At 60.6% G+C, this 21,728-nt stretch carries 21 protein-coding genes and 1 pseudogene; 12 read left to right on the forward strand and 10 right to left on the reverse strand.

Annotated features, from left to right (window positions below; all coding sequences use genetic code 11):
- Positions 1-747: pseudogene (locus tag GT613_RS05675) on the forward strand (IS21 family transposase); the annotation flags it as partial.
- The gene (gene istB / locus GT613_RS05680) at positions 747-1,481 is read left to right on the forward strand and encodes an IS21-like element helper ATPase IstB (protein ID WP_154240150.1); all 735 of its coding nucleotides are present in this window, start codon (positions 747-749) and stop codon (positions 1,479-1,481) included. The pseudogene GT613_RS05675 and the gene istB, both read left to right, overlap by 1 nt.
- Before the next feature lie 16 nt (positions 1,482-1,497).
- Here istB and GT613_RS05685 read toward each other — a convergent pair whose 3' ends face one another.
- Together GT613_RS05685 and istA are read right to left on the reverse strand one after the other, a co-directional pair.
- Complete coding sequence (locus GT613_RS05685; RefSeq protein WP_161172556.1) at positions 1,498-1,779, reverse strand: IstB-like ATP-binding domain-containing protein; 282 nt, start codon at positions 1,777-1,779, stop codon at positions 1,498-1,500.
- Between the two features lie 14 nt (positions 1,780-1,793).
- Complete coding sequence (istA, locus tag GT613_RS05690; RefSeq protein ID WP_154249264.1) at positions 1,794-3,326, reverse strand: IS21 family transposase; 1,533 nt, start codon at positions 3,324-3,326, stop codon at positions 1,794-1,796.
- A 246-nt stretch (positions 3,327-3,572) separates the two neighbouring features.
- Here istA and GT613_RS05695 point away from each other — a divergent pair, with 246 nt between their 5' ends.
- From GT613_RS05695 to GT613_RS05705, 3 genes are read left to right on the forward strand one after another with little or no spacing between them, the layout of a single operon-like run.
- Complete coding sequence (locus tag GT613_RS05695) at positions 3,573-5,894, forward strand: AAA family ATPase (RefSeq protein WP_204987383.1); 2,322 nt, start codon at positions 3,573-3,575, stop codon at positions 5,892-5,894.
- A complete protein-coding gene (locus GT613_RS05700) occupies positions 5,891-6,976 on the forward strand; it encodes a 5-methylcytosine-specific restriction endonuclease system specificity protein McrC (protein WP_154249266.1) in 1,086 nt (361 codons plus the stop codon). The genes GT613_RS05695 and GT613_RS05700 overlap by 4 nt, the downstream gene beginning before the upstream one ends.
- Entirely contained in the window at positions 6,961-7,713 is a 753-nt protein-coding gene (locus tag GT613_RS05705; RefSeq protein WP_154249267.1) for a hypothetical protein, read from the forward strand. Before GT613_RS05700 ends, GT613_RS05705 begins: the two co-directional genes overlap by 16 nt.
- A gap of 15 nt (positions 7,714-7,728) precedes the next feature.
- On the opposite strand, the gene GT613_RS05710 is transcribed toward GT613_RS05705, so the two are convergent.
- The 5 genes from GT613_RS05710 to GT613_RS05730 all read right to left on the reverse strand — a co-directional run bounded on the left by GT613_RS05710 (position 7,729) and on the right by GT613_RS05730 (position 10,898).
- Positions 7,729-8,088 carry a hypothetical protein gene (locus GT613_RS05710; protein WP_154249268.1) on the reverse strand — a complete coding sequence of 120 codons (360 nt, stop codon included), beginning with the start codon at positions 8,086-8,088 and terminating at the stop codon, positions 7,729-7,731.
- Between the two features lie 83 nt (positions 8,089-8,171).
- Entirely contained in the window at positions 8,172-9,257 is a 1,086-nt protein-coding gene (locus GT613_RS05715; RefSeq protein WP_154249269.1) for a site-specific integrase, read from the reverse strand.
- 3 nt (positions 9,258-9,260) lie between these two features.
- Positions 9,261-9,629: a hypothetical protein gene (locus GT613_RS05720; protein WP_154249270.1), complete on the reverse strand. Its 369-nt coding sequence runs from the start codon at positions 9,627-9,629 to the stop codon at positions 9,261-9,263.
- Between the two features lies 1 nt (position 9,630).
- On the reverse strand, positions 9,631-10,704 hold the full coding sequence (locus tag GT613_RS05725) for a site-specific integrase (protein WP_154249271.1): 1,074 nt from the start codon (positions 10,702-10,704) through the stop codon (positions 9,631-9,633).
- Complete coding sequence (locus tag GT613_RS05730) at positions 10,701-10,898, reverse strand: HTH domain-containing protein (RefSeq protein WP_154249272.1); 198 nt, start codon at positions 10,896-10,898, stop codon at positions 10,701-10,703. Before GT613_RS05730 ends, GT613_RS05725 begins: the two co-directional genes overlap by 4 nt.
- 136 nt (positions 10,899-11,034) lie before the next feature.
- On the opposite strand from GT613_RS05730, the gene GT613_RS05735 reads away from it, so the two are divergent.
- Entirely contained in the window at positions 11,035-11,451 is a 417-nt protein-coding gene (locus GT613_RS05735; RefSeq protein ID WP_154249273.1) for a helix-turn-helix domain-containing protein, read from the forward strand.
- Between the two features lie 641 nt (positions 11,452-12,092).
- Here the strand turns inward: GT613_RS05735 and guaA are convergent.
- Both guaA and GT613_RS05745 read right to left on the reverse strand, forming a co-directional pair.
- Complete coding sequence (gene guaA / locus GT613_RS05740) at positions 12,093-13,700, reverse strand: glutamine-hydrolyzing GMP synthase (RefSeq protein WP_009304919.1); 1,608 nt, start codon at positions 13,698-13,700, stop codon at positions 12,093-12,095.
- Between the two features lie 267 nt (positions 13,701-13,967).
- Entirely contained in the window at positions 13,968-14,819 is an 852-nt protein-coding gene (locus tag GT613_RS05745; protein WP_009304918.1) for a TIGR02452 family protein, read from the reverse strand.
- Positions 14,820-14,937: 118 nt separating this feature from the next.
- Here GT613_RS05745 and GT613_RS05750 point away from each other — a divergent pair, with 118 nt between their 5' ends.
- From GT613_RS05750 to GT613_RS05760, 3 genes are all read left to right on the forward strand, one after another.
- On the forward strand, positions 14,938-15,831 hold the full coding sequence (locus GT613_RS05750) for a DNA/RNA non-specific endonuclease (RefSeq protein ID WP_009304917.1): 894 nt from the start codon (positions 14,938-14,940) through the stop codon (positions 15,829-15,831).
- A 72-nt stretch (positions 15,832-15,903) separates the two neighbouring features.
- Complete coding sequence (locus GT613_RS05755; protein WP_009304916.1) at positions 15,904-16,245, forward strand: hypothetical protein; 342 nt, start codon at positions 15,904-15,906, stop codon at positions 16,243-16,245.
- Positions 16,246-16,275: 30 nt separating this feature from the next.
- On the forward strand, positions 16,276-17,211 hold the full coding sequence (locus tag GT613_RS05760; RefSeq protein WP_009304915.1) for an undecaprenyl-diphosphate phosphatase: 936 nt from the start codon (positions 16,276-16,278) through the stop codon (positions 17,209-17,211).
- 195 nt (positions 17,212-17,406) lie between these two features.
- On the opposite strand, the gene GT613_RS05765 is transcribed toward GT613_RS05760, so the two are convergent.
- Complete coding sequence (locus GT613_RS05765; protein WP_009304914.1) at positions 17,407-18,345, reverse strand: AEC family transporter; 939 nt, start codon at positions 18,343-18,345, stop codon at positions 17,407-17,409.
- A 301-nt stretch (positions 18,346-18,646) separates the two neighbouring features.
- Here GT613_RS05765 and GT613_RS05770 point away from each other — a divergent pair, with 301 nt between their 5' ends.
- The 3 genes from GT613_RS05770 to GT613_RS05780 all read left to right on the forward strand — a co-directional run bounded on the left by GT613_RS05770 (position 18,647) and on the right by GT613_RS05780 (position 21,654).
- On the forward strand, positions 18,647-18,928 hold the full coding sequence (locus tag GT613_RS05770; protein WP_009304913.1) for a chorismate mutase: 282 nt from the start codon (positions 18,647-18,649) through the stop codon (positions 18,926-18,928).
- A complete protein-coding gene (aroF, locus tag GT613_RS05775; RefSeq protein ID WP_009608857.1) occupies positions 18,925-19,725 on the forward strand; it encodes a 3-deoxy-7-phosphoheptulonate synthase in 801 nt (266 codons plus the stop codon). Before GT613_RS05770 ends, aroF begins: the two co-directional genes overlap by 4 nt.
- Positions 19,726-19,890: 165 nt before the next feature.
- Positions 19,891-21,654: a Na/Pi cotransporter family protein gene (locus GT613_RS05780; RefSeq protein WP_009304911.1), complete on the forward strand. Its 1,764-nt coding sequence runs from the start codon at positions 19,891-19,893 to the stop codon at positions 21,652-21,654.
- Positions 21,655-21,728: the final 74 nt, after the last annotated feature.

Below are 21,728 nucleotides of genomic sequence, written 5' to 3' on the forward strand. Positions count from 1 at the left end.
CCCCGCGACCGCGTCTTCACGTCGCTCGCGCAGCTGAACGGGGCGCTGATGGAGAAGGTGCGCGAGATCAACGCGCGCCCCTTCCAGAAGCGCGACGGCAGCAGGGACGAGGTCTTCATCCGCCAAGAGAAGCCGCTCCTCGTCCCGCTGCCCGGCAAGCCCTACGAGATGGTGACCCGCAAGACCGCCACCGTCAATTTTAACTACCACGTCGCCTTCGGCGGGTCCTGGTACTCGGTTCCGTTCAGCTACGTGAAGCGCGAGGTGGAGGTCTGCGCCACGAAGTCTGCGGTGTGGATCGCATGCGACGGCGAGCGCATCGCGATGCACGGACGCCTGCGCGGCCCCAAGGGCTCCTACTCCACGAACCCGGGGCACATGCCCGACTCGCACCGCGACTTCGCCGAATGGGACGGGAACCGCTTCCGCAGGTGGGCGGGGGAAATCGGTCCGTCGTGCGAGGCCGTGGTCGACGGAATCCTCAAGTCCCGCAAGATCGAGCAGCAGTCCTACCGCTCCTGCCGCGGCGTGCTCGCCCTCGCCAAGAAACACGGCAAGGAGATGCTCGAGCAAGCCTGCGCGAAGGCGCTTTCGTACTCGCCGCGCCCGAGTTACAAGACCGTCAAGTCGATCGCCTCGAAGATGGCGGAATCCGTCCCGGAGGACCCCGACGACGGCGCGTACCTGAGGGGAAGCGGCTACTACCAGAACCTGGATCAAGAAGATGCTGAAGGAGACGATGAATAATGCCAGCCAGCCAGTCAACCATGGACAAACTCTACAGCATGCGCCTATCGGTGATGGCGCAGGCGTACCGCGACCTAGAGGAGATGCCGGGCGCCGCCGACATGACCTTCGACGAGAGGGTCGCCATGATAGTCGACGCGGAATGGGACGCGCGGCGCGTGAACAAGCGCGCGCGGCTGCTCCGGCAGGCGGGCTTCCCCGAGCCCGAGGCGAACGTCGCAGACGTCCATTACGACCCCGACCGCAAGCTGGACAAGGTGAGGATTGCGGAACTCTCGAACTGCGAATGGATACGCAACCACAGGAACGTTCTGCTGACCGGGGCGTCGGGCGCGGGCAAAAGCTGGATCGCGAGCGCGCTCGGGGTCGCCGCATGCAACGCCTTCTTCTCCGTGCGGTACGTGCGGCTCCCCGAGATGCTCGACGAGCTGACGGTGGAGAAAGACGAGGAATGGTTCAAGACAAAGAAGCGATACCTCAAGTGCGACCTGCTCATCTTGGACGATTGGCTTTTGGAAAAGGTCAGCGGGAAGGGCGCGCGAGAGCTCCTCGAGATCGTCGAGGGCAGGCTGCGCACAGGTTCCCTGCTGATATGCTCGCAGTTCTCGCCAGCCGGCTGGCATGCCAAGCTCGGCGAGGGCGCAATAGCCGATGCGGTTATTGATCGCATCGTTTATCGCTCGGATATAATCCACATCGAGGGCGATGAGTCCATGCGCAAGCGCATCGGCTAGATCCGTCGCGGGTCGATTATGCCAAGAGGGGCGCTCGCGCGCCCCTCGTTGGTCTAACGGTTGCCGCATCGGCACGTATCGGCCAACCGCGGAACGGTGTAGCAGCGGCACGTGGAACGGCGTAGCAAAATCGGCGTAATAAGCACCTTGCGTCCCATTCGGCGTCGACCAGCATCGCGAGCCTGTCGTCGAAGGGCATCTCGGCCACGCCGATCGACTCCTCCTGCTCGCGGTACGCCCTTGCCATCACCGACATCCTCATCTGGTGGAGCTTGTCCATCGTCGCTTCGTTTGCCATCTTAGCCGAACCTCCTATCGGTCGCATCCGTCGAACTCGTCGTAGCAGTCGTCGGGCCTTCGGTAGGCGCCCGCATCCGGATCGGGGGCGGTCTCGGCCGCTATCTTCTGGAGCGCCGTCTTCACTGTCTTGTAGCTGGGGCGCGCCGTCCAGGTGAGCGCCTTTGCGCACGCCCTCTCCAGGAGCGCGTCCCCGTGCTTGTCGGCAAGGCCGAGAAGCGCCCGCGCTGAGCGGTAGGCCTGCTGCTCGACCTTGCGCGACTTGAGTATCCCGTCCACGACGGCGAGGGTGGCCTCCCCTTTCCCCGCCGCCCAGCTGCGGAACCTGTCCCCGCTCCACGCCGTCCATTCCCTGTGGGAGTCGGGCATGTGGGCGGGATCTGTGACATAGGAGCCGGCGGGAGATGTCGAGCGCCTGTGCATGGCGATGCGCTCCCCGTCGCAGATGACGGCCACCGTCGTTCTAGTGGCGACGATGCCCACCTCGCGCCGCACGTAGGCGGCTGGCACCGAGTAGTAGCGCTTGTCAAAGGAGACATGGTAGTTAAACTGGACGGTGGCGGTCTTCCTGACCGTCATCTCGTAATGGGTCGGCGGCAGGGGCTGCAAGCGGTCCTTCTCCCGCCCGAGGAAGGCCTCGCGCCTGCTGCCGGCCCGCTTCTGGAAGGGCGCGGAGTTGATGGAATCCACGGCCTCGTCGATTGCCGCAGCGAGTTCCGCGATGCCGATGAACACTCGGTCGCGCATGGCGGCGATGACCTTTCGCTCCACCACGCCAACGCTCATCTCGACGGCGGCCTTGTCCTTTGGCCTGCGAACCCGTGCCGGCACGACAGCCACGCCGTAGTGCTCGCACATGAGCCTGTACTGCTCATTGACGACGAGCTCCTCTACCGTGTTCTTGATGACGCCGGTCTTGCAGTTGTCCGGCACGACGATGGACGTCGTGCCGCCGAACTCGCAGAAGGCGCGGATGTGCCCGTCGATCCAAGACTCCTCTCCCATGTTCGGATAGGGCCAGGCGAAGATCATCGAGGAGTACGGCAGGCAGGCCACGAACACGTGGGCCTTGCGAATCTCGCCGGTGTCCGGGTCGCAATACGCCGGGCACTTGCCAGCCCAATCGACCTGCATCTCCTCGGCCGGACGACGGTCGATATGCAAGGTGATGCGGTTCCGCTGCGCCCATTTGCGATGGCGCTGGCAGAAAGCCGAGTACATGAAGGGATCGGCGCCGTGATCGGTGGCCTTCACGCAGTATTCGCTCCAAAGAAGCGTCATCGTGACCCCGGGCTTGCCCATCTCGCGCTCGATCCACTCGTGGTCGATGGCGAACTTCCCGTCATCGCGGGGTTCCTTCGGCGGGTAGAGCACGGCTCTGATTGCCGCATCGTCCATCTCGCCGGGCAGCGGCCACTCAAGCCCCTTGCTCTTAGCGAGCTTCTGGATCAGCTGCACGGTGGATCTCGCGCAGCCGCAGGAGAACGCTATGTTCTCCTGGCTGATCCCGAGATAAGTCAGTCTCAGGATCTCTCGGTACTTGACCATTTTTTCCTCCTAACATAGAAATGGCCCGGATGCTTTTTGCACCCGGGCCAATCGTAGGAGATTGGAGAGATTAAAGCGCCATCATCGGCGCACACCGACCGATAGCGGACAAGCGCACCGATGGCTCGCGGAATCACGGACTGAAAACGCCGCAATAATCACAAATGGAAGGCACTCAAGCATTTCAATGATCATTGGGATATCGATGCCCAGGATTTCCACGGAATGCTTTGCGAGTCTCTGTCCATGGCCGAGAACCTTCTCACAAGCAGCATGTACTTTGCACGAGGTATGATTGAGATCCTCGCTGAAAACGATCCTGAGGCCGTGAGAGGCTCTTTCAAATTACTGTTCGACAACAGCATCGCGCTCGATCAGAGAATGGAAAGCTTTTCCGACGACATGGACATCCAACTCGCCGCACTCAACGCCGTGCGGCAAGAAAACGATGTGCATACCGCGAAGAACCATTACCAAGATGCGCATGCGATGAGCGTCTACCTCACACTTCACCAGGACGATGGGCACTACATCTACAAATACCGCCCCTACGAAAGCTTCGCGGCACGCGTTGGCGCTGAAACACCGAAGGACAAGTACAAGAAAGTAGAGTCATTCGAGGCTCTGTGCGCAGTAATCCTCGATTACCTTCTTTCTAGGAGGAAAGACCTCGTCAGGAGGAGCGACGAACTGCTGCCCGAGGAGCTGCGCGATGCCGATTCCTCGCATCACATGCTAGCCCAAGACATCGTCTTCTACGCCAGCTGGGGCGTTACGAGGAACTGGGCATATGCTCCTGGAGAGCAAGCAAAGTACTGGCCAGACTTTCGCAATTCGGGAATCATGGGAATTGGCTGGGGGGATTTGGGCGATCCATCGCAATTAGGAACAAAAAAGGAACTGAAAGAAGCACTTATCGAGGCATACAAGGGCGAGAACCCAAAGAACGACACCGATTCAATCTGGTCGTTCGTACACGACGTTAGACCTGGAGATGTCATCTGGGCGCGCAGGGGGACGAAGCGCGTCGTCGGCTGCGGTATCGTCAAGTCTGATTTCAAATATGAGCCCGAGCGCAAACCATATCAATCTATCCGCGATGTTGAATGGATCGACATGGAAGAGTTCGACGTCGAGGGAACATTTAACCAAAGGACGCTCTACGAGCTCACGGAAAAGACCTCGGTGAAAACAAGCAAGCTCGATGATCTGTCCCAGGGAGCTACGGTCGGAGGCGATGCCGACGGCAGCGCTCGCGAATCGGGAGAAGAGACACGGGGCGATGTCGCTATTGAGAGGGCTTGCTGGTGGCTCAACGCGAACCCGAGGATCTGGAGCTTCGCGGAGACACCCGTCGGCGAGGTGCAGTCGTACACCCTCTACAACGAGAACGGCAACAAGCGCCGTATTTTCCAGCACTTCCTGGACGCAGCACCGGGGGATATCATCATCGGTTACGAATCGAACCCCGTGAAGCAGATCGTGGCGCTCGGCGAGATTGTTGCCGGCAGCGACGGCGAGAAGATCGCCTTCAAGAAAACCGAGGCGCTTGCGAGTCCAATTGACTACCAGGAGCTGAAGGGATTGCCCGAGCTTCAGGAGATGGAGTTCTTCGTGAACCCCAACGGGAGCCTCTTCAAGGTGTCGCCATGCGAGTACGCGACGATCATCGACGTGATCAGAGAGTACAACCCGGTCATAATGCCCGAGAGCCTAACTGCATACGACAAGCAATCGTTCCTCTCTGAGGTCTATCTCGATTCCAGTGAATTCGACAAGTTGGAGCGGGTGCTTCGGAAATCGAAGAACCTGGTCTTGCAAGGCGCCCCGGGCACTGGCAAAACATTCGCCGCAAAGAGGCTTGCCTACGCGATGATGGGCGTCAAGGACGAAGCCCGCGTCAAACTGGTGCAGTTCCATCAGAACTACTCCTACGAGGACTTCGTGATGGGATTCAAGCCCGAGGGGGACACCTTCAGACTGAAGAGCGGCATCTTCTACGAGTTCTGCAAGACTGCCGAGAGCCATCCGGAGGACGACTACTTCTTCATCATCGATGAAATCAACCGAGGCAACATGAGTAAGGTATTCGGAGAGCTCCTTATGCTCATTGAGGCGAGCCACAGGGGCGATTGCGCCACGCTCTCATACACCGGCATGCCCTTCTCTATTCCCGAGAACCTGTACGTCATCGGTATGATGAACACGGCAGACAGGAGCCTTGCTATGATCGACTACGCCCTGCGCAGGCGTTTCTCGTTCTACGAGATGGAGCCTGCGTTCGATTCGGAAGGCTTCAAAAAAGAGCTCTCTGAGCATGACTCCCCACAGCTTCAGAATCTGGTCGGGACGCTGCGAAGGTTGAATCGGGAGATCGAGCAGGACCAGTCGCTCGGCAAGGGCTTTCGAATCGGACACAGCTGCCTGTGTGGGCTCGAAGATGGGTCGATCGAGGAGCTGTCCGACATCGTGGAGCTTGAGATAGTGCCCATGCTTGCAGAATACTGGTACGACGACGAAGAGAAGGTTGCGGACTGGGCAGAGCAGCTTGGAGCCGCGCTCAAATGAGAACCCACAAGGGCATACCGATCTCCAACCTCTACTACATGCTGGCCTACGTCTTCGAGTTCGTCGACGAGAGCGAGCTTATAGATGCCGGGGCTGATGATTTCGACAACGCGCTGGATCTTCTGGCCTTCCTGCTCGAATCGGGCATCGTGAGCCAGGTGAAACACGGTCTACACAAGGAGTACGTTTCAAAACGGGAGGAGCTGCTCACGGTCAGGGGCAAGATCGACATGCTGGCTACCGCCCGTAGCAGGTTCGCCAGAAAGCAGACCATATCCTGCGAGTTCGACGAGCTTTCCGAGAACAACCAGATGAATCAGATCCTGAAGACGACGTGCCTGCTTCTCGTGAAAAGCGATTACGTCGAGCGCGGGCGGAGGGATGCCATCAAGAAGACCATGCTCTACTTCTCGGAAGTAGAGCCGATCCCCCTGCAATCGGTTGATTGGGCGAAGATCGCCTCCACGCGCAGCAACCGGTCGTACCGGTTCCTCCTAAGCATATGCCAGCTCATTGCCGAGGGCATGCTCGTCGATGATTCCAAAGACGGATTCGTCCTTGCCCCATACATAGACGAGGATGCCCTCAACAGGCTGTTCGAGAGGTTCGTGCTGCGCTACTACAAAGTGCACCATCCAGAGCTAAGCCCTTCGTCGCCCAAGATCGCTTGGGCGCTGGACGAGGAGTACTCGGGCACCATGCTTCCGACGATGCAGACCGATATCGCCTTGTCCAACGCTGAAAGATTCTTGATCATCGATGCAAAATTCTACGCGAGCTCGCTCCTGAACCAGGAGAGGTACGGCACGAAGAAGGTTCATTCCGGAAACCTCTACCAGGTCTTTTCCTACGTAAAGAACAAAGCATCGTCCTCTCCCGAGCTCGAGGTTCTCGGCATGTTGCTCTATGCCAGAACCCGAGAGGCCATCCAACCCAACGAGAGGTTCCTGATGGACGGGAACGAGATATTTGTCAGGACACTCGACCTGGCAGGCCAGTTCGACGATATATCGAGCCAACTTGAGGACATAGCTGCTCTGATGAAGCCGAAGCAGGGAGACTGCCCATGCAAAACAAAGTGAGAATCGATATCGAGGATCCCTGCATCCGCTTGTTCGGCAAGCGGGAGTACGCCGAACAATTCGTAGAGGGCCATTTCAGGATGTCCACGTTGAAGCGCTACCGCAAGATGGCAGAGGACGAATCCGGTATCGGCGACCCCTATGAGGGCATCAGGCTGATCGAGGCCTTAGCGCTACCATGCAATGAGGATCACGAGCTAGAAAACACGCCGAGAATGACTTCTGTACCACTGCGAATCCCGGAGGTGGAAGAATCCGTTGTGCTGTGCGCTACTAGTTTTCGGGAAGGCGCACTTGAGACTGCTGGAGAGGCGGATGGGCGGCATCTGGCTCAAATGTCGAAAAGATTCTCGGAATTCGTCGACCGTCAAGGAGATGAGGCGTCCAGGGTTTATTGTGCCATTTTCTCCGCAAGAGAAATGACGAACGCCCTCTTTGACTACGCAGCGCAGAGAGGGCTCGCTTTCATTTGTAATGAAATTGAATATGGATGCCTGCCCCTCACCGAGAAGGAAATCGAAGATTTGAAGCAGGGTCAGCCTGCGATCCACAAGTTTCTCTTCCATAAAAGGGAGGGCTACAGTGATCAGTTCGAGTACCGCTACGCGATTCTTCCTAAACCCGGCGACACCGCTGGTGTTCTGGCGGAAATGCTGGGATCGAAAGAGTTCATAGATGTGGAGATACCGCCGCTCAAGCAATTCCAGCTTTTGGAGTACCAGGTCGATGAGAGCTGATGCGAACCAGGCGGATCAGACAAGGGAGTCGGCCAACTCTCGGCAGATGCTCACCATTCCTATGAAGCGATGGCGGAAGTCGTCCCGCGTCCAACAAAGGCACGCGTCTTCAGATATTCCTGACTTGAAGGAACTCGGCAGCACGTTTTCTGCTTCATTGAGGTTAACGGCACCTTGTCTGCATCTCAGAACGCCGCCCTCGTTCCATACCAAGACATCGTCTTTCTCGAACCTGAACACCATCGCGTAGGGATCGCACCACTCCTTGAGATCGCAATCCCAAAGCCTGAGCACGTCCGCAAGGTAGTCATCATCAAACGTCATGAACACAGCACGCACGTCATCGGAAATGGTTATCGCGGTTTCTTCAGTCATAATCACCTAGCTATCTCTCGTTTTCGGCAAGCATACATTGCAATCTGTAGCGCGGGTGGCCTCAAATGGGACACCCGACGACTTCACCCAACTTTCTTAGTACTCTTAGCTTCGTTAAGGGCATCGGCCATCACTCCCTGCGAGTTGGAGAGCAGATGTGCGTAGCGGAACGTGATGTCCGTCGTCTCATGCCCCATGCGCTCAGCTATCGCGACAACGCTGAAGCCCATATGGATGAGCATGGAGACATGACTATGTCTCAGATCGTGCACCCTTATGCGTTTCGCACCTGAGAGCCTGCAGCCGCGATCCATCTCGTTGCAGAGGAATGACTTCGTCATCCCCTCGAAGATCCTCTCGTCTGGCTCTACCTTCAGGATCAACTCGATATACTCCCTTATCTCTTCGCACAGGAACTCTGACATAGCGATCTTCCTGTAAGACTTCTTCGTCTTCGGCGGGCCCACGATCGCCTCGCCACCTTTTCTCGTGAGGCTCTTATCTATAGTGAGGATGCGGTTCTCGAAATCGAAGTCGGCAGGAGTGAGCGCCAAAAGCTCGCCTTCGCGTATACCCGTCCAGAACAGAAGGTCGAAAGCATAGTAGCTCTTGTCCTTGTCGCAGATGGCGTCCAGGAACCGGTTGAACTCTTCCTTGCTCCATATCTGCATCTCGCTCGTCCTAGATTTGCCCGTCTTGGAGACCTTCTTCATCGGGTTAGGGTTGAGTCCGTAGTTCCGCTCTGCATGGTTGAACAGAGCTGCCAAGTCACTGTTGAGCTTCCTGACATAGGTCGGCGACAATGGATTGCCGTTCTTGAGCCTCTGCTCGTCGAGCCATCCCTGCCAATGCAGGACGTCGACGGGTTCGATGTCTCCAAGCAGCTTCTCTTTGAAGTAGGGCTTGATCCACTTCTCGATGGACAGCCTCTTGGTATCGTAGGTCGTCCAGCGGATGCGCGGCTTCAGGTCTGCCAGATAGACGTCCACAAAGGCCGAGAAGGGAAAGATGCAAGGGTTCTCGGCGCGCGTCCTGAACTCGTTCTCGTAGCGGAGCGCATCATCCTCCGTCTCGAAGCCTCGCTTGAACTTCTGCTTGAGCGTCCCGTCGGGCAGGCGGTAATAGAACGATGCAGACCATTTTCCGTTATCCAGTTTGTAAGCGGGCATCGGCTAGCACCTCCCCATGTTCTTGAGGATCTCGTCCTCATCCTCGATCTCCGAGCCGGTCTCGTCTCCTCGCAACCCGAGCATGACGTCTGCCAGGAGATCGCATGTCTCCAGCAGGTGCTCGCTGGGGTTGTCGCCCTTTCGCAACCGGTTGAGCTGCTTGCAAACCTCGCGCATCTCGTCGCGCAGCGCCTTCAGCGCCCTGGGCGAGGGAACGACGGTGATCTCCGTGTCGCAAAGCTTGGACATGATGTAGTCCTGCTTGGTAAGCCCGCTCATGGCGACCATCAGATTAAGCCGCTCGTTCATCTCCTTGGTGACCCTGAACGCGATGGTCATGGGGCGTGCCCGGTCCTCGTTTTTGCATGCCATGTCAATCCTCCCTATACGATTGCAGGGCATCGGCCATCTTCTCCTGCGAGCCAGGGAACATATGGCCATAGCGGAACGTGATCTCGGCTGACTCGTGGCCCGTCCTGTCACCGATGGCCACGGCCGAGAACCCCATCTCGATGAGAAGGGAAACGTGGCTGTGCCGAAGGTCGTGCACCCTAATGGCGGGAACGCCCGTCATGGCGCATCCCTTGGCGATGGCAGCCTTCAGCTTCGCAGAGCTGAGGTCGGCGAATATGCGCTCGTCGTGAGCCGTCGGGGACACGTTGTAGACGAAGTCTCGAAGCTCGTCGCGCAAGAACTCCGGAAGGGCTATCTGACGAATCGATTTCTCCGTCTTGGGGTCGGTGATGAGGTCCTTTCGCTTGAGCCGCCTGTAGGAGTGTCTGACACGCAGCGTCGATCCCACGAAGTCGATGTCGGCGGGGGTGAGCGCGAGTAGCTCTCCCGTTCGCACGCCCGTCCAATAGAGAACCTCGAAAGCGGTGTAGAGAAGCTTGTCGTTGGTTTGCGACTCGGAGAACCTCAGGTACTGCTCCTTGGACCAGATGTTTATGCCGCGAGCGTTCTTGGAGCCGATGCGCGGCGCTTTCTTGACCGGATTGGGGTGGAGCCCGTAGTATCGCTCGGCGTGGTTCATGATGGAGGCGAATGCGCTGTTGACCGTGCGCACGTACGTCTCCGAGTAGGGCTCGCCATTCTCCTTCCTGAAGGCGAGGATCTCGTTCTGCCAGTCGATGACATCGAGCACGGTTATGTCCCTCATGCGCTTGGTGCCGAATTTTGGGATGATCTTGTCGTTGATGATGTACTCGCGGGTGGCCCAGGTGTACTCCCTGATCGTCGGTTTCACATCTTCGGCGTAGACGTCTACGAAGTCGGCAAGCCTCATATCCATGGATCCGCGCGCCCTGTTCGTGTAGTCAAGCTCGAATGTCTCAGCATCGGACTTCTTCTCGAACCCGCGCTTGCACTTGTGCTTACGAATCCCGTAGATGTCCTTGTACCAGAACTGGCTCGTCCAGCTCCCGTTCTCCTCTCTAATCGCAGTCATTGGATACCGTCCTTCCAACCGAAATAGCGTTGCTCGAAGTAGTCCTTGCTTACTCTTCCCGTGACCGTCATGTAGCCTTTGTCGGCAAGCTCTCGATTCAACCCCTTGATGACCGTGTAGGCGGAAGTTCGGGAAATCCCTAGCCTCTCCGCCACCTCCTCGGCTCGGATCATCTCTATCTTCCGTTCAACCATGCATGCTCCTTTCATACCGTTCATATTTGAACTGTTTCATTCAGAGCATACTAACAGTTCACTTTCGTACGGTCAATACATTGCGTTCATATGTGAACTGTTTTAGAATTCGTAGGACACAGCACTAAGGAGCCTTATGAACACTGGAGAACTGATCCGCTTCTATAGGAAGCGCAAGCATTTGACGCAGGCCGGTCTAGGCGAGGCGGCAGGCCTTTCCGAACCTGCCATCCGAAACTACGAGCTAGGGAACAGGACCCCCGACAGAGGGCAGCTGGAAAAGATATCGAAGGCACTAGGGGTAACGCCCGACTCCCTTGTCAGATACGAGATCGAAAGCGCGAAAGATGTGCTTGGCGTATTGTTCCAACTGGAAGATGAGTTCGGACTCGTTCCTCAGGAGGGCGGGACCCTCGGAATCGATCCGAAGTCCAAGAACGCCCAGAAGCTCGATGCGGCCATCAAGGCATGGAGTAACGCTCGTGACGAGCTAGCACGCGGAGAGATGACGGAAGACGACTACAGAGATTGGCGGGCAAGGCTCCAGGCTTGACAGATGCAACATCTGTTGTCGTTCAAGGGCGCTCGATAGAGCACCCTTTCTTTGTTCTCTGCACACGCCAAATGCAAAACAATCCTTCTACCTCGTAGTATCGGGCGCAGGATTTATTCCCGCATGTATTAGGCACCGTTTTCGCCACGCTTCTAGAGCGATTTAGTCACGTCCCGATACTGTAATCCAACAGGAAAACGGGAACTAAAATGTGCCTGAAATGCCCTGAATCATAGTATCGGGCGGATTTTTTACACCCCTATCATTCCTGGGGAAACGGCTTTTCGAATGCTCGATTTCGGGTGTGAGTACAAAATGATACTGTTCTCCACAATTACACGCTTTTACTATTACCAGCGAAAGTATCGAGTGGCTTGATTCAGGCCATTTCTCTCGACTTCTTTCGAAGACTTTGTAAAGCTTTCGAACTCCCTAGGCGGCGTAGAGTCAGTTGAGGCTTAAAAACAGTATCGGATCTGGGAAAAGAACGACCCGCCAAGGCATTGGCGGGTCGTCTTACTGAAAATAAAAAGTGAGAGAATAATCGGGTGGCTTGCAATTTTCTTGTAGAGAATTACACAGCTTTACAAAGAATTAGAAAGTAATAGTGAAGCAAAATAGTGCCTCTAAACGGGTATTTCTCACTCCCACTCAATCGTCGCGGGCGGTTTGCTGGTGATGTCGTACGCTACCCGGTTCACGCCCGGGACTTCGGCTACGATGCGGCCCGACACTCGGGCCAGCACGTCGTAGGGCAGCTTCGCCCAGTCGGCCGTCATGGCATCGGAGCTCTCCACGGCTCGCAGGATGATGGGGTAGGCGTATGTGCGCTCGTCGCCCATGACGCCGACGCTCTTCACGTCGGGCAGCACGGCGAAGTACTGCCATACGCTGCGTTCGCTGTTGCGCTCGCCGGTCTCCTCGTAGACGCGGACGTTGTAGGCGTCCAGCTCCTCGCGCACGATAGCGTCGGCCTCCTTCAAAATCGACAGCTTCTCGCGCGTCACCGTGCCGATGATGCGGATGGCCAGACCCGGGCCGGGGAAGGGCTGGCGATGCACGATGTGGTCGGGCAGCCCCAGCGTCGTGCCCAGCGCGCGCACCTCGTCCTTGAAGAAGTGGTCCAGCGGCTCGATCAAATCGAAATGCACGCCGTCGGGGAAGGGGATCAGGTTGTGATGGCTCTTGATGGTGCTCGCCTTGCCGCCGGTCTTGCGCGCGCCGCTCTCGATGATATCGGGGTAGATGGTGCCCTGGGCCAGGTACTTCACCGGCCGCCCGTTCTCGGCCAGCTCCTCCGCCACAGCGAAGAACTCCTTCCAGAACTGCGAGCCGATGATGCGGCGCTTCTGCTCCGGCTCCACGACGTCGGCCAGCAGCGCGGCGTAGCGGTCCTCGGCGTGCACGTGCACGAAGTCCACGTCGAACTGCTTCGTGAACACGTCCTCAACTTCTTCGGGCTCGTTCTTGCGCAGCAGCCCGTGGTTGATGAACACGCAGGTCAGCTGCTTACCGATAGCCTTCGCGCACAGCGCGGCCACCACGGAGGAGTCCACGCCGCCCGAAAGGCCCAGGATCACGCGATCGCTTCCCACCTGCTGACGGATGGCCGCCACGGCATCGTCGATGATGGAGTCCATCGTCCAACTGGCCTCAAGGCCGCAGATGCCGAACAGGAAGTTCCTCAGCAGCTGGTCGCCGTGCGGCGTGTGGCGCACCTCGGGGTGGAACTGCGTCGCGTACAGACGGCGCTCGGCGCATTCCATCGAGGCCACGGGGCACACGTCGGTCGAGGCCGTTACCGCGAACCCTGCGGGAACCTCGGACACGGCGTCGCGGTGGCTCATCCACACCGTCTGCTCGACGGGCGTCTCGCCGTACAGCGAAGACGCTCCCTCGTCGCGCCGCGTCAAAGGCGCGGCCCCGTACTCGCCCTTCTCGGTGTGGCCCACGGTGCCGCCCAGCGTGACGGCCATAATCTGCTGGCCGTAGCAGAAGCCCAGCACGGGGATGTCCAGCTCGAAGATGCCCGGGTCGATGGACGGCGCGTCCTCGGCGTACACGCTGGCCGGGCCGCCCGACAGGATGATGGCCGCGGGCGCAAGCTCGCGCACCTCGTCGGCGGTGATGTCGCATGGGACGATTTCCGAGTACACGCGCAAGTCGCGCACGCGCCGCGCGATCAGCTGCCCGTACTGGGCTCCGAAATCGACGACGATGACCAACTGGCTGGACGGGGTGGCAGTCATGTTTGCTCCTTTGCGTACGGGCGGTGGCATGTTGGAAGCGCCCGTTGAAATTATCTCGCTGCCATCTTACATGAAAACGAAACCCGCACGGCGTTTGTCGGCCCACCTGCACGTGTTTTGCATGACGGGAAGGGATGGCGGAATCGGTCGCGCCGTTCCGCGTTTCGTCCGGAGCTTGCGCAGGGCAAAGCAACTCATGACCCAATGCAGCCATCTTGAAGATGGTTGCATCGGCGCGCAGCTATTCTTCTTGGAGGCTCCTCTGCTCTAACGCAGCGTAACGCCTTCGGGCAGCTCGATATTTCTGAGGTCGAAGTCGTCTTCCTCGTCTTCGTCGGCGGCAACCGGAGCGATCTCCTCGACCTTCGGCTCGCCGAATGCGGCGTCGAACGCGGCGGCATGCGCGCGGGGCACGGCGAACACGATGCGGCCGATGACGCCCGGATGCTTCCGGATCCAATCCTCGAACAGGCCGATCACCTGCTGCGTGTCGAACCCTCCGCGCCCGCAGCCGAACGCGCCGCACACGAGCGTCTCGCATCCGTTGGAGGCGGCGATGTGCAGCAAGGTTTCGATGCGCTCCGCCAGAACCTGGTCGCATTCGCGCTCCGAGCGATGGTTCTCCAGCGCGCGGGCGCGGTTCGGCTCGGGCAGCGCGACGACGTCCGCCTTGCGGATGACGCCCGCATGCGAAAACGCCACGTTCGGCAGGTAGAGGGCGCGATCCGTGAACAGCTGCCCGCGCTGGCAGCCGCGGTTGCCGTCATGGTACGCGCTTTTCAGCCCGTAAAGAATAGGGTAGAGGTTGCTTTCCGAGCACAGGATCTGTTCCGGCCCGAACGAGCCGTCCTCGTAGCCGCCGCCGGGCCGCGTGAACGACGCCGGATCCACCACGACGGTCTTGCCTCGCGCGTCGCGCAGGGCGGCGGGGGCGAAGGCGGTGGTGACAGAGGTCTCGGTGGTCTCGAACACGGCTTCCGGGATGGGCAGCTCGCGTCCTTCGCCGTCCTCGTACACGCGTGCGGCAGCGACAGTCGCTTCGGTTTCGGTCGAGAACGCCCCCTTCATCAGGGCAAGGTGCTTCGCCGCTTGGGCTCGTCGTTCTTCTCTCTCGGGCATGGCTTCCTCCTCCGATCGTTTCCCCGTATTGTAGCGGAAACGACGCTTCGGCGGGCTCTTCGCAGCGCGCGCGGTAAGATGTATGCCGTATACTCAATCGACGGTCGAAGGGGGGACGATGGCCCGGAATCTAGCGAAGCTTCTGCTTGTCGGCGTGCTGCTGGCAAGCGGCGTCCTGCTGCCCGGGTGCGCCGGCGAAACGCAGGCGCCGCTCGAGCCCCCGAGGCAAGCCGTCTCCCTTGACGAGTTGCCTGAATTCTCGGGCGACCCGTTCGTTGAAGTGAACGGCAACGTGCCCTCCTTCTCCGAAGCGGAGCGCGATCTCGCCGCGCTCGAAGCCTATGCTCCCCTCGACGGGCTCGGCCGTTGCGGCACGGCGTTCGCGCTGATCGGCCCCGAGACCATGCCGACGGAGGAACGCGGCTCCATCGGCAGCGTGAAGCCGTCGGGTTGGCATCTGGTCAAGTACGACATCGTCGACGGGGCGTACCTCTACAATCGCTGCCATCTTATCGCGTATCGGCTTGCGGGGGAGAATGCCAACGAGCGCAACCTCGTCACGGGCACGCGTTTCATGAACGTTCGAGGCATGGTTCCGCTCGAGGACCGGGTCGCTTCGTACGTCGATCGGACGGGGAACCACGTTCTGTACCGGGCGACGCCGGTGTTCGAGGGGGACGATCTGGTGGCGCGTGGCGTTCACATCGAAGCCGAGTCGGTGGAGGACGGCGGCTCAGGCGTTTCGTTCAACGTGTTCGCCTACAACGCGCAACCGGGGGTGGAGATCGATTACGCCACCGGCGAGAGCCGGCTGGACGGCTCGCTAGAATCGCAGGGCGCCTTCGATGCGTCGCAGTACGCCTACGTCCTCAACGTCAAGACGAAACGCTTCCACAAGCCCGATTGCCCCTCGGTCGAAGACATGAAGGCAGCCAACCGGGAAGGTTTCGACGGCTCGCGCGAGGAGGCGGAGGCGCGCGGTTACGTCCCCTGCGGCAGGTGCAACCCGTAGGCGCATGCCCTCTCGATGTGCCCCCTGTGGTTTCTCGACGCTCCACGCTCATCCTCGTGTACAATTCCCGGCATGGAGAACGCGCGAAACGACATAGAGGCGCTTGACGACCTGGAGCTGGACGCGCCCGCGTCCGTTCCTGCCGCGTCAGACGACGTCGCCGCGCCTGCGCGCCCGGCGAAACGTCCTCGTCGCGAGGCTCCCACCGACGAGGAGCGCCGTCAGATGCACGCCTCGTTCAACGACCGCATCTCCTACCTTTGCAAGATGGCGGCGCTCGTAGTGGCGCTCGTCTCCCTTGCCACCATCGCGCTGGGCCAAGAGCTTCCCCAGTTCGTCCTCATGGGGCTGTGCCTGTCGGTGGCGCTTTTGGCCATCGCCATGCTGCAAGACCATCATCAGCGCAAACGATAACCGCATCGACCCAACCAAGGATACGCACGCATGATCATCGAAGCATTGAAGGCCTTCCTCATCGGCATCGTGGAAGGCATCACCGAATGGCTGCCCATCTCCTCGACCGGCCACATGATCCTCGTGGACGAGTTCGTGAAGCTGCAGGTGTCCGACGAGTTTCTGGCCCTGTTCCTCGTGGTCATCCAGCTGGGCGCCATCATGGCCGTGCTCATCCTGTACTTCCACAAGCTGAACCCGTTCTCGCCGAAGAAGGACGCCGTCGAGAAGAAGAGCACGTGGCGTCTGTGGGGCATGGTGGCCATCGGCTGCATCCCGGCTGCCGTCATCGGCCTCTTGTTCGACGATCTGGTGAACGAGTACTTCTACAACAAGGTGACCGTGGCGGCCATGCTCATCCTGTACGGCGTGGTGTTCATCGTGCTCGAGCGCCGCAACCGCCGTCGACTGCGCGAGGCCGAAGCCGCCCTCGAGGCGCCGCGCGGCCGCCATGCGCGCGTGTCGTACGGCGATGTGTCCGACGAGGCCGAGGCATCGCTGTTCAAGATCACCGACGTGGACGAGATCGACTGGAAAACCGCGCTCAAGATCGGCTGCTTCCAGGTATTGGCCATCATCCCCGGCACCAGCCGCTCCGGCGCCACCATCATCGGCGGCATGCTGGCCGGCTGTTCGCGCACCGCGGCGGCCGAGTTCACGTTCTTCCTGGCCATCCCCATCATGTTCGGCTGGGGTCTGGTGAAGTGCATCAAGTTCGTCGCGGCCGGCATCGCCATGACCTCCACCGAGATCCTCGTGCTGGCGGTGGGAATCATCACGGCGTTCGCCATGTCGGTGGTGGCCATCAAGTTCCTCATGGGCTACATCAAGAAGAACGACTTCACGGCGTTCGGCTGGTACCGCATCGTCGTGGGCGTGCTGGTGCTGGGCTACTTCGTCTTCGAAAGCATGGGCATGCTGCCGTAAAGGTCGTGCATACAGATATCGCACGGTTCGCGGCGCGCCTTCGGGCGCGCCGCTTTACGTTGTCGCCCGAAAGCCGCGTTTTCGCAGCCGAAACCGAGGCTTTGGGGCGAGAACGCGTCCCGACGTCCCTGCCCTGCCGTCCCGCGCGCGATAGACGGCAGGGCGGGGACGTCAGCCGCCTATCGCTGCGCCCCGCTACGCCATGAACAGCACGGCGAGCAGCGGGATGGTGAACACGGCGCCCAGCGTGGTTACGAACGTGCCCTGCGCCATGGTCTTGCTGTCGCCGCCGTACTGGTAGCACAGCATGGTGCCGTTCGTGGCCACCGGCATGGCCGACAGCAGCACGATCACGCCCAGCAGCACGGGGTCGCTCACGAGGAAATGCAGCGGCAGCCATACGAGCGCTGGCGCGACCAACAGGCGCACGAGCGCGGCCGCCATGAGGCGCGGCCCGCCCACCAGCTGGCGCGCCGGCACGTTGGCCAGCGACGAGCCGATGATGAGCATAGCCGCCGGGGTGGTGAGCGAGCCCAGGGTGTCCAGCGCCTCGCCGAGCACCGGCACGCCGTGGATGCCGGCGAACGCCAGCGCGATTGACGCGACGCTGGCCACGATGCACGGCGAGAGGAACGACTTCGGGCTCATCTTGATCTTCACGCCGTATTTGTTGTCCGTGGCGAGCATCCACACGCCCAGCGTGAAGACGAGCGCATTGAACGCGAGATTGAACACCGTCGTGTAGATGAGCGCCTCCGCGCCGAAAACAGCCGCCGTCACGGGGAAGCCGATGAAGCCCGTGTTGCCGAACACCATCATGAACCGGAAGACGCCTTTGCGTCCGTCGGGCACGCGCAGCGCGGCCGTGATGGAGAATCCGATTGCGACGAGCACCACGTAGCTGGCGCACGAAACGCCCGCGGTCCAGAGGATCTTCGTCGCCGAGGGCAGCGTTTCGGCGGTCAGCACGGAGGCCAGTATAAGCGCCGGCAGCGCCGTATTCAGGATGAGCTTCGAGAACTTCTTGTCGAAGTCCTCGTCCATGAGGTTCAGCCGCTTGGCGGCGTAACCTGTCGCGCCCACGGCGAACAGGACGACCATCTGCACGAATATGTCGGCGAACTGCGAGATCAACGAGGCTTCCCTCTCAATAGGTTCGGATTCGGCGCAGCAGCGAGGCGCGCGTTCCCAGTGTACACCGTCAACGGGAGCCGCGGCGCCGAGCGGCTTGCAGCTTCGCCCTTCCATCGGTTTTCGGCATGCGCCGACCGCGATATCCCATGAACTTCCTCGCTAATTCGCCCGGCATGGCAATCGGGCGCGCCGCTTTTGCTATCATGTCAGCACACGTGTCGCCCGAGAACATCGCCGCTTTCGCGCGAGGCAGCGGGTCGAACCGCACGTTAAAGCATGAGAGTCATGAGAGGAAAAGCCGATGTCTGAGAGAGACAGCTCCCTGGCGGAGATCCAAGAACATCGTGCCAAGATCGACGAGATCGACAAGCAGATCGTCGCCTTGCTCAACAAGCGCGCCGGTCATTCGCTGGTCATCCGCGGTCTCAAGCCCGGAGCCCATCTGGGCTTGTACGACGCCAAGCGCGAAGAGGAGATATTCGCGAAGGTGAGCAGCTACAACGAGGGTCCTTTGTACAACGAGAACCTGTGCGAGATCTACGCCACCATTCTCAAGATCATGAAGGAGACCCCGTCCGTATGAGCGAAGCGAAGATAGCCCCCATTCCCGACTTGGGCACCCGCACCGACGAGATCACCATTTTCGCCGGCCCGTGCTCCGTCGAGTCGGCCGAGCAGTTCGAAGAAGTGGCCGAATGTGTCGCGGGCCTCGGCCTCACCTGGATTCGCGGCGGCGCGTTCAAGCCCCGCACGAACCCGCACTCGTTCCAGGGCCTGGGCGAGGAGGCCCTCAAGATCATGCGCGATTCCGGCGAGAAGCACGGCCTGAAAACGCTCACCGAGGTCATGGACTCGGCGCACTGCGAGCTGGTCCACTCCTACGTGGACGGCCTGCAGGTGGGCGCGCGCAACTTCCAGAACTTCAGCCTGTTGAAGAAAATCGGCCAGGTCACCGCCGAGTCGCACAAGATGGTGCTGTACAAGCGTGGTTTCGCGGGCACCATCGCCGAATGGCTGGCCGCCACCGACTACCTCACGGCGGAAGGCAACGACAACGTGGTGCTGTGCGAGCGCGGCATCCGCACGTTCGAGACGGCCACGCGCTTCACGCTGGACATCGCCGCCATCCCGGTGATCCACAAGCAGTCGCTGTGCCCGGTGTGCATCGACGTGTCGCACCCCGCCGGCCAGCGCGACCTGGTGCCGTCGCTCGCCTTCGCCGCCGTGGCGGCCGGCGCCGACTCCCTCATGATCGAGGTGCATCCCAACCCGCCCGCAGCCCTGTCCGACGGCCCGCAGCAGCTGACGCCGGACCAGTTCGAGGTGCTCGTGGCGAAGCTGCGCGAGATCGCCGCCGTCTTCGGCAAGAAGATCGTGTAAGGAATCGGGCGCGTCCGACGGCTCGGAAACCGTCGGACGCGCCCCGTTTGTAAAAACTTTACCCGAACTTTACCTTCCCTTGACCGGGGCCTTACCGTCTGCCCGGTATCCTTTCGACTCGCGTGCATGAGCGCTTGCAACCGACGATGCGAAGGGGAGTCCCGCGTGAACGCTCCGATGGAAACCGTGTTCGGCCTGCTCGGCGGACTGGCCGTGTTCCTGTTCGGCATGAACATGATGTCCGAGGGCCTGCAGAAGGCCGCCGGCGCCAAGATGAAGTCGATCCTGTCCATGCTCACCTCGAACCCGGTGCTGGGCGTGCTGGCGGGCGCGGTGGCCACCGCTGTGCTGCAAAGCTCCAGCGCCACCACGGTCATGGCCATCGGCTTCGTCAGCGCGCGCCTCATGACGCTGCGCCAGGCCATCGCCGTCATCTTCGGCGCCAACATCGGCACCACCATGACCGCGCAGCTCATGGCGTTCAAGCTCAGCGACTACATCTGGCTCATCGTGTTCGTCGGCTTCATCGTGTGGTTCGCGGCGAAGGACGAACGCGTCAAGAACATCGGCCAGACCGTGTTCGCGTTCGGCCTGCTGTTCGTGGGCATCGACACCATGGGCGCGGTCATGAAGCCGCTCGCGCAAAGCGAGGTGTTCCTGGCGATGATCGACCAGGTGAAGGATATCCCCGCGCTCGGCGTTGCGGCGGGCACCGTGATGACGCTGGTCGTGCAAAGCTCCAGCGCCACCATCGCGGTGCTGCAGAGCTTCGCCTCGCAGCCCGGCCCCGACGGCGTGACCAGCGTGCTGGGCCTCCAGGGATCCATCCCCATCCTGCTCGGCGACAACATCGGCACCACCATCACGGCGCTTCTGGCCTGCATCGGGCAGTCGCGCGACGCGAAGCGCACCGCCGTGGCGCATAGCGTGTTCAACGTCACGGGCGCGTTCGTGTTCATCTGGTTTGTGCCGCTTATCGCGCAGTTCGTGCAGCTTCTCACGCCCGGCCCCGAGCTGGACGTCATCGCGCGCCAGATCGCGAACGCGCACACCACGTTCAACATCGTCTGCACGCTTCTATGGCTGCCGTTCATCGGGGCTATGGTGAAGATCGTGACGTTTCTCGTGCCGGGCAAGGCCGGCGAGGCGGCGCCGGGCGCGCTCGTCGTCCTCGACGACAAGATCCTCGGTCAGCCGGTGTTCGCCATCAGGATGTTCGGCGAGGAGCTGCAGAAGTACTGCGACAAGGTGCGCGCCATGCTGGCCGCGCTGCCCGAGGCCATCGCGAACCGGGACGCCGCCGCGCTCAAGGCGCTCCAAGCCGATTGCGCGCAGGTGGAAGCCGCGGAAGGCGAGCTTGCGAATTACGCGGTGGAGCTGCTGAGCGCCGGCGCGACGTCCGAGCGGCAGGCCGCGGAGATATCCGACCTCATGTTCATCGTGGACGCGGCGGGCCGCATCGGCTCGCGCTGCGGCGAAGCGGCCGCGCTGTACGGCGAGCGCCTCTCGTCGAAGAAGCCCTTCTCGGACGAGGCGCGCGAGGAGCTGGCCGAAAGCGCCGCGATGGTGGCGGACATGTACGACGCGGTGCTGCGGTTCCTGAGCGACGGAGGCACCGCCTCCGAGCAGGTGCTCGACGAGCGTCGCCGCCAGATCGTCAAGCGGCAGAGCCGGGCGCGCAAGGCCCACTTCCGCCGCGTGGGCAGCCGGCAGTGCGCGCCTGAGAACAAGGCGGTGTACAACCAGCTGCTGCTGTGCCTGGAGCGCGCGGGCAACGAGTGCTCGAACCTCGTGGAGCACGGCGCCGAGCTGTCCATGTGGGGCGACGCGCTGGGCGCCGACCGTCCCGGTTCGCATGACGGGGGAGCGCCGCCGGTCGCGAAGCGTTCCGAAGCGCCTGTCGACGAGCTGGCGGAGGCGCTTGCGTAGCGGCCCCTGCGCTTGCGCAGATTGCGCGCGTTTGCCAGTTGCCGGAGGGGAAAAGCGGTAGAATACGAAAGCTT

The organism is Eggerthella sp. BIOML-A4, from assembly GCF_009875575.1.
GTDB classification, from domain to species: Bacteria; Actinomycetota; Coriobacteriia; order Coriobacteriales; family Eggerthellaceae; genus Eggerthella; species Eggerthella lenta.

Coding starts and splice junctions, on each gene's coding strand:
- istB (WP_154240150.1), top strand. CDS start 747: ATGCCAGCCAGCCAGTCAACCATGGACAAACTCTACAGCATGCGCCTA.
- GT613_RS05685 (WP_161172556.1), bottom strand. CDS start 1,779: ATGGCAAACGAAGCGACGATGGACAAGCTCCACCAGATGAGGATGTCG.
- istA (WP_154249264.1), bottom strand. CDS start 3,326: ATGGTCAAGTACCGAGAGATCCTGAGACTGACTTATCTCGGGATCAGC.
- GT613_RS05695 (WP_204987383.1), top strand. CDS start 3,573: ATGGCCGAGAACCTTCTCACAAGCAGCATGTACTTTGCACGAGGTATG.
- GT613_RS05700 (WP_154249266.1), top strand. CDS start 5,891: ATGAGAACCCACAAGGGCATACCGATCTCCAACCTCTACTACATGCTG.
- GT613_RS05705 (WP_154249267.1), top strand. CDS start 6,961: ATGCAAAACAAAGTGAGAATCGATATCGAGGATCCCTGCATCCGCTTG.
- GT613_RS05710 (WP_154249268.1), bottom strand. CDS start 8,088: ATGACTGAAGAAACCGCGATAACCATTTCCGATGACGTGCGTGCTGTG.
- GT613_RS05715 (WP_154249269.1), bottom strand. CDS start 9,257: ATGCCCGCTTACAAACTGGATAACGGAAAATGGTCTGCATCGTTCTAT.
- GT613_RS05720 (WP_154249270.1), bottom strand. CDS start 9,629: ATGGCATGCAAAAACGAGGACCGGGCACGCCCCATGACCATCGCGTTC.
- GT613_RS05725 (WP_154249271.1), bottom strand. CDS start 10,704: ATGACTGCGATTAGAGAGGAGAACGGGAGCTGGACGAGCCAGTTCTGG.
- GT613_RS05730 (WP_154249272.1), bottom strand. CDS start 10,898: ATGGTTGAACGGAAGATAGAGATGATCCGAGCCGAGGAGGTGGCGGAG.
- GT613_RS05735 (WP_154249273.1), top strand. CDS start 11,035: ATGAACACTGGAGAACTGATCCGCTTCTATAGGAAGCGCAAGCATTTG.
- guaA (WP_009304919.1), bottom strand. CDS start 13,700: ATGACTGCCACCCCGTCCAGCCAGTTGGTCATCGTCGTCGATTTCGGA.
- GT613_RS05745 (WP_009304918.1), bottom strand. CDS start 14,819: ATGCCCGAGAGAGAAGAACGACGAGCCCAAGCGGCGAAGCACCTTGCC.
- GT613_RS05750 (WP_009304917.1), top strand. CDS start 14,938: ATGGCCCGGAATCTAGCGAAGCTTCTGCTTGTCGGCGTGCTGCTGGCA.
- GT613_RS05755 (WP_009304916.1), top strand. CDS start 15,904: ATGGAGAACGCGCGAAACGACATAGAGGCGCTTGACGACCTGGAGCTG.
- GT613_RS05760 (WP_009304915.1), top strand. CDS start 16,276: ATGATCATCGAAGCATTGAAGGCCTTCCTCATCGGCATCGTGGAAGGC.
- GT613_RS05770 (WP_009304913.1), top strand. CDS start 18,647: ATGTCTGAGAGAGACAGCTCCCTGGCGGAGATCCAAGAACATCGTGCC.
- aroF (WP_009608857.1), top strand. CDS start 18,925: ATGAGCGAAGCGAAGATAGCCCCCATTCCCGACTTGGGCACCCGCACC.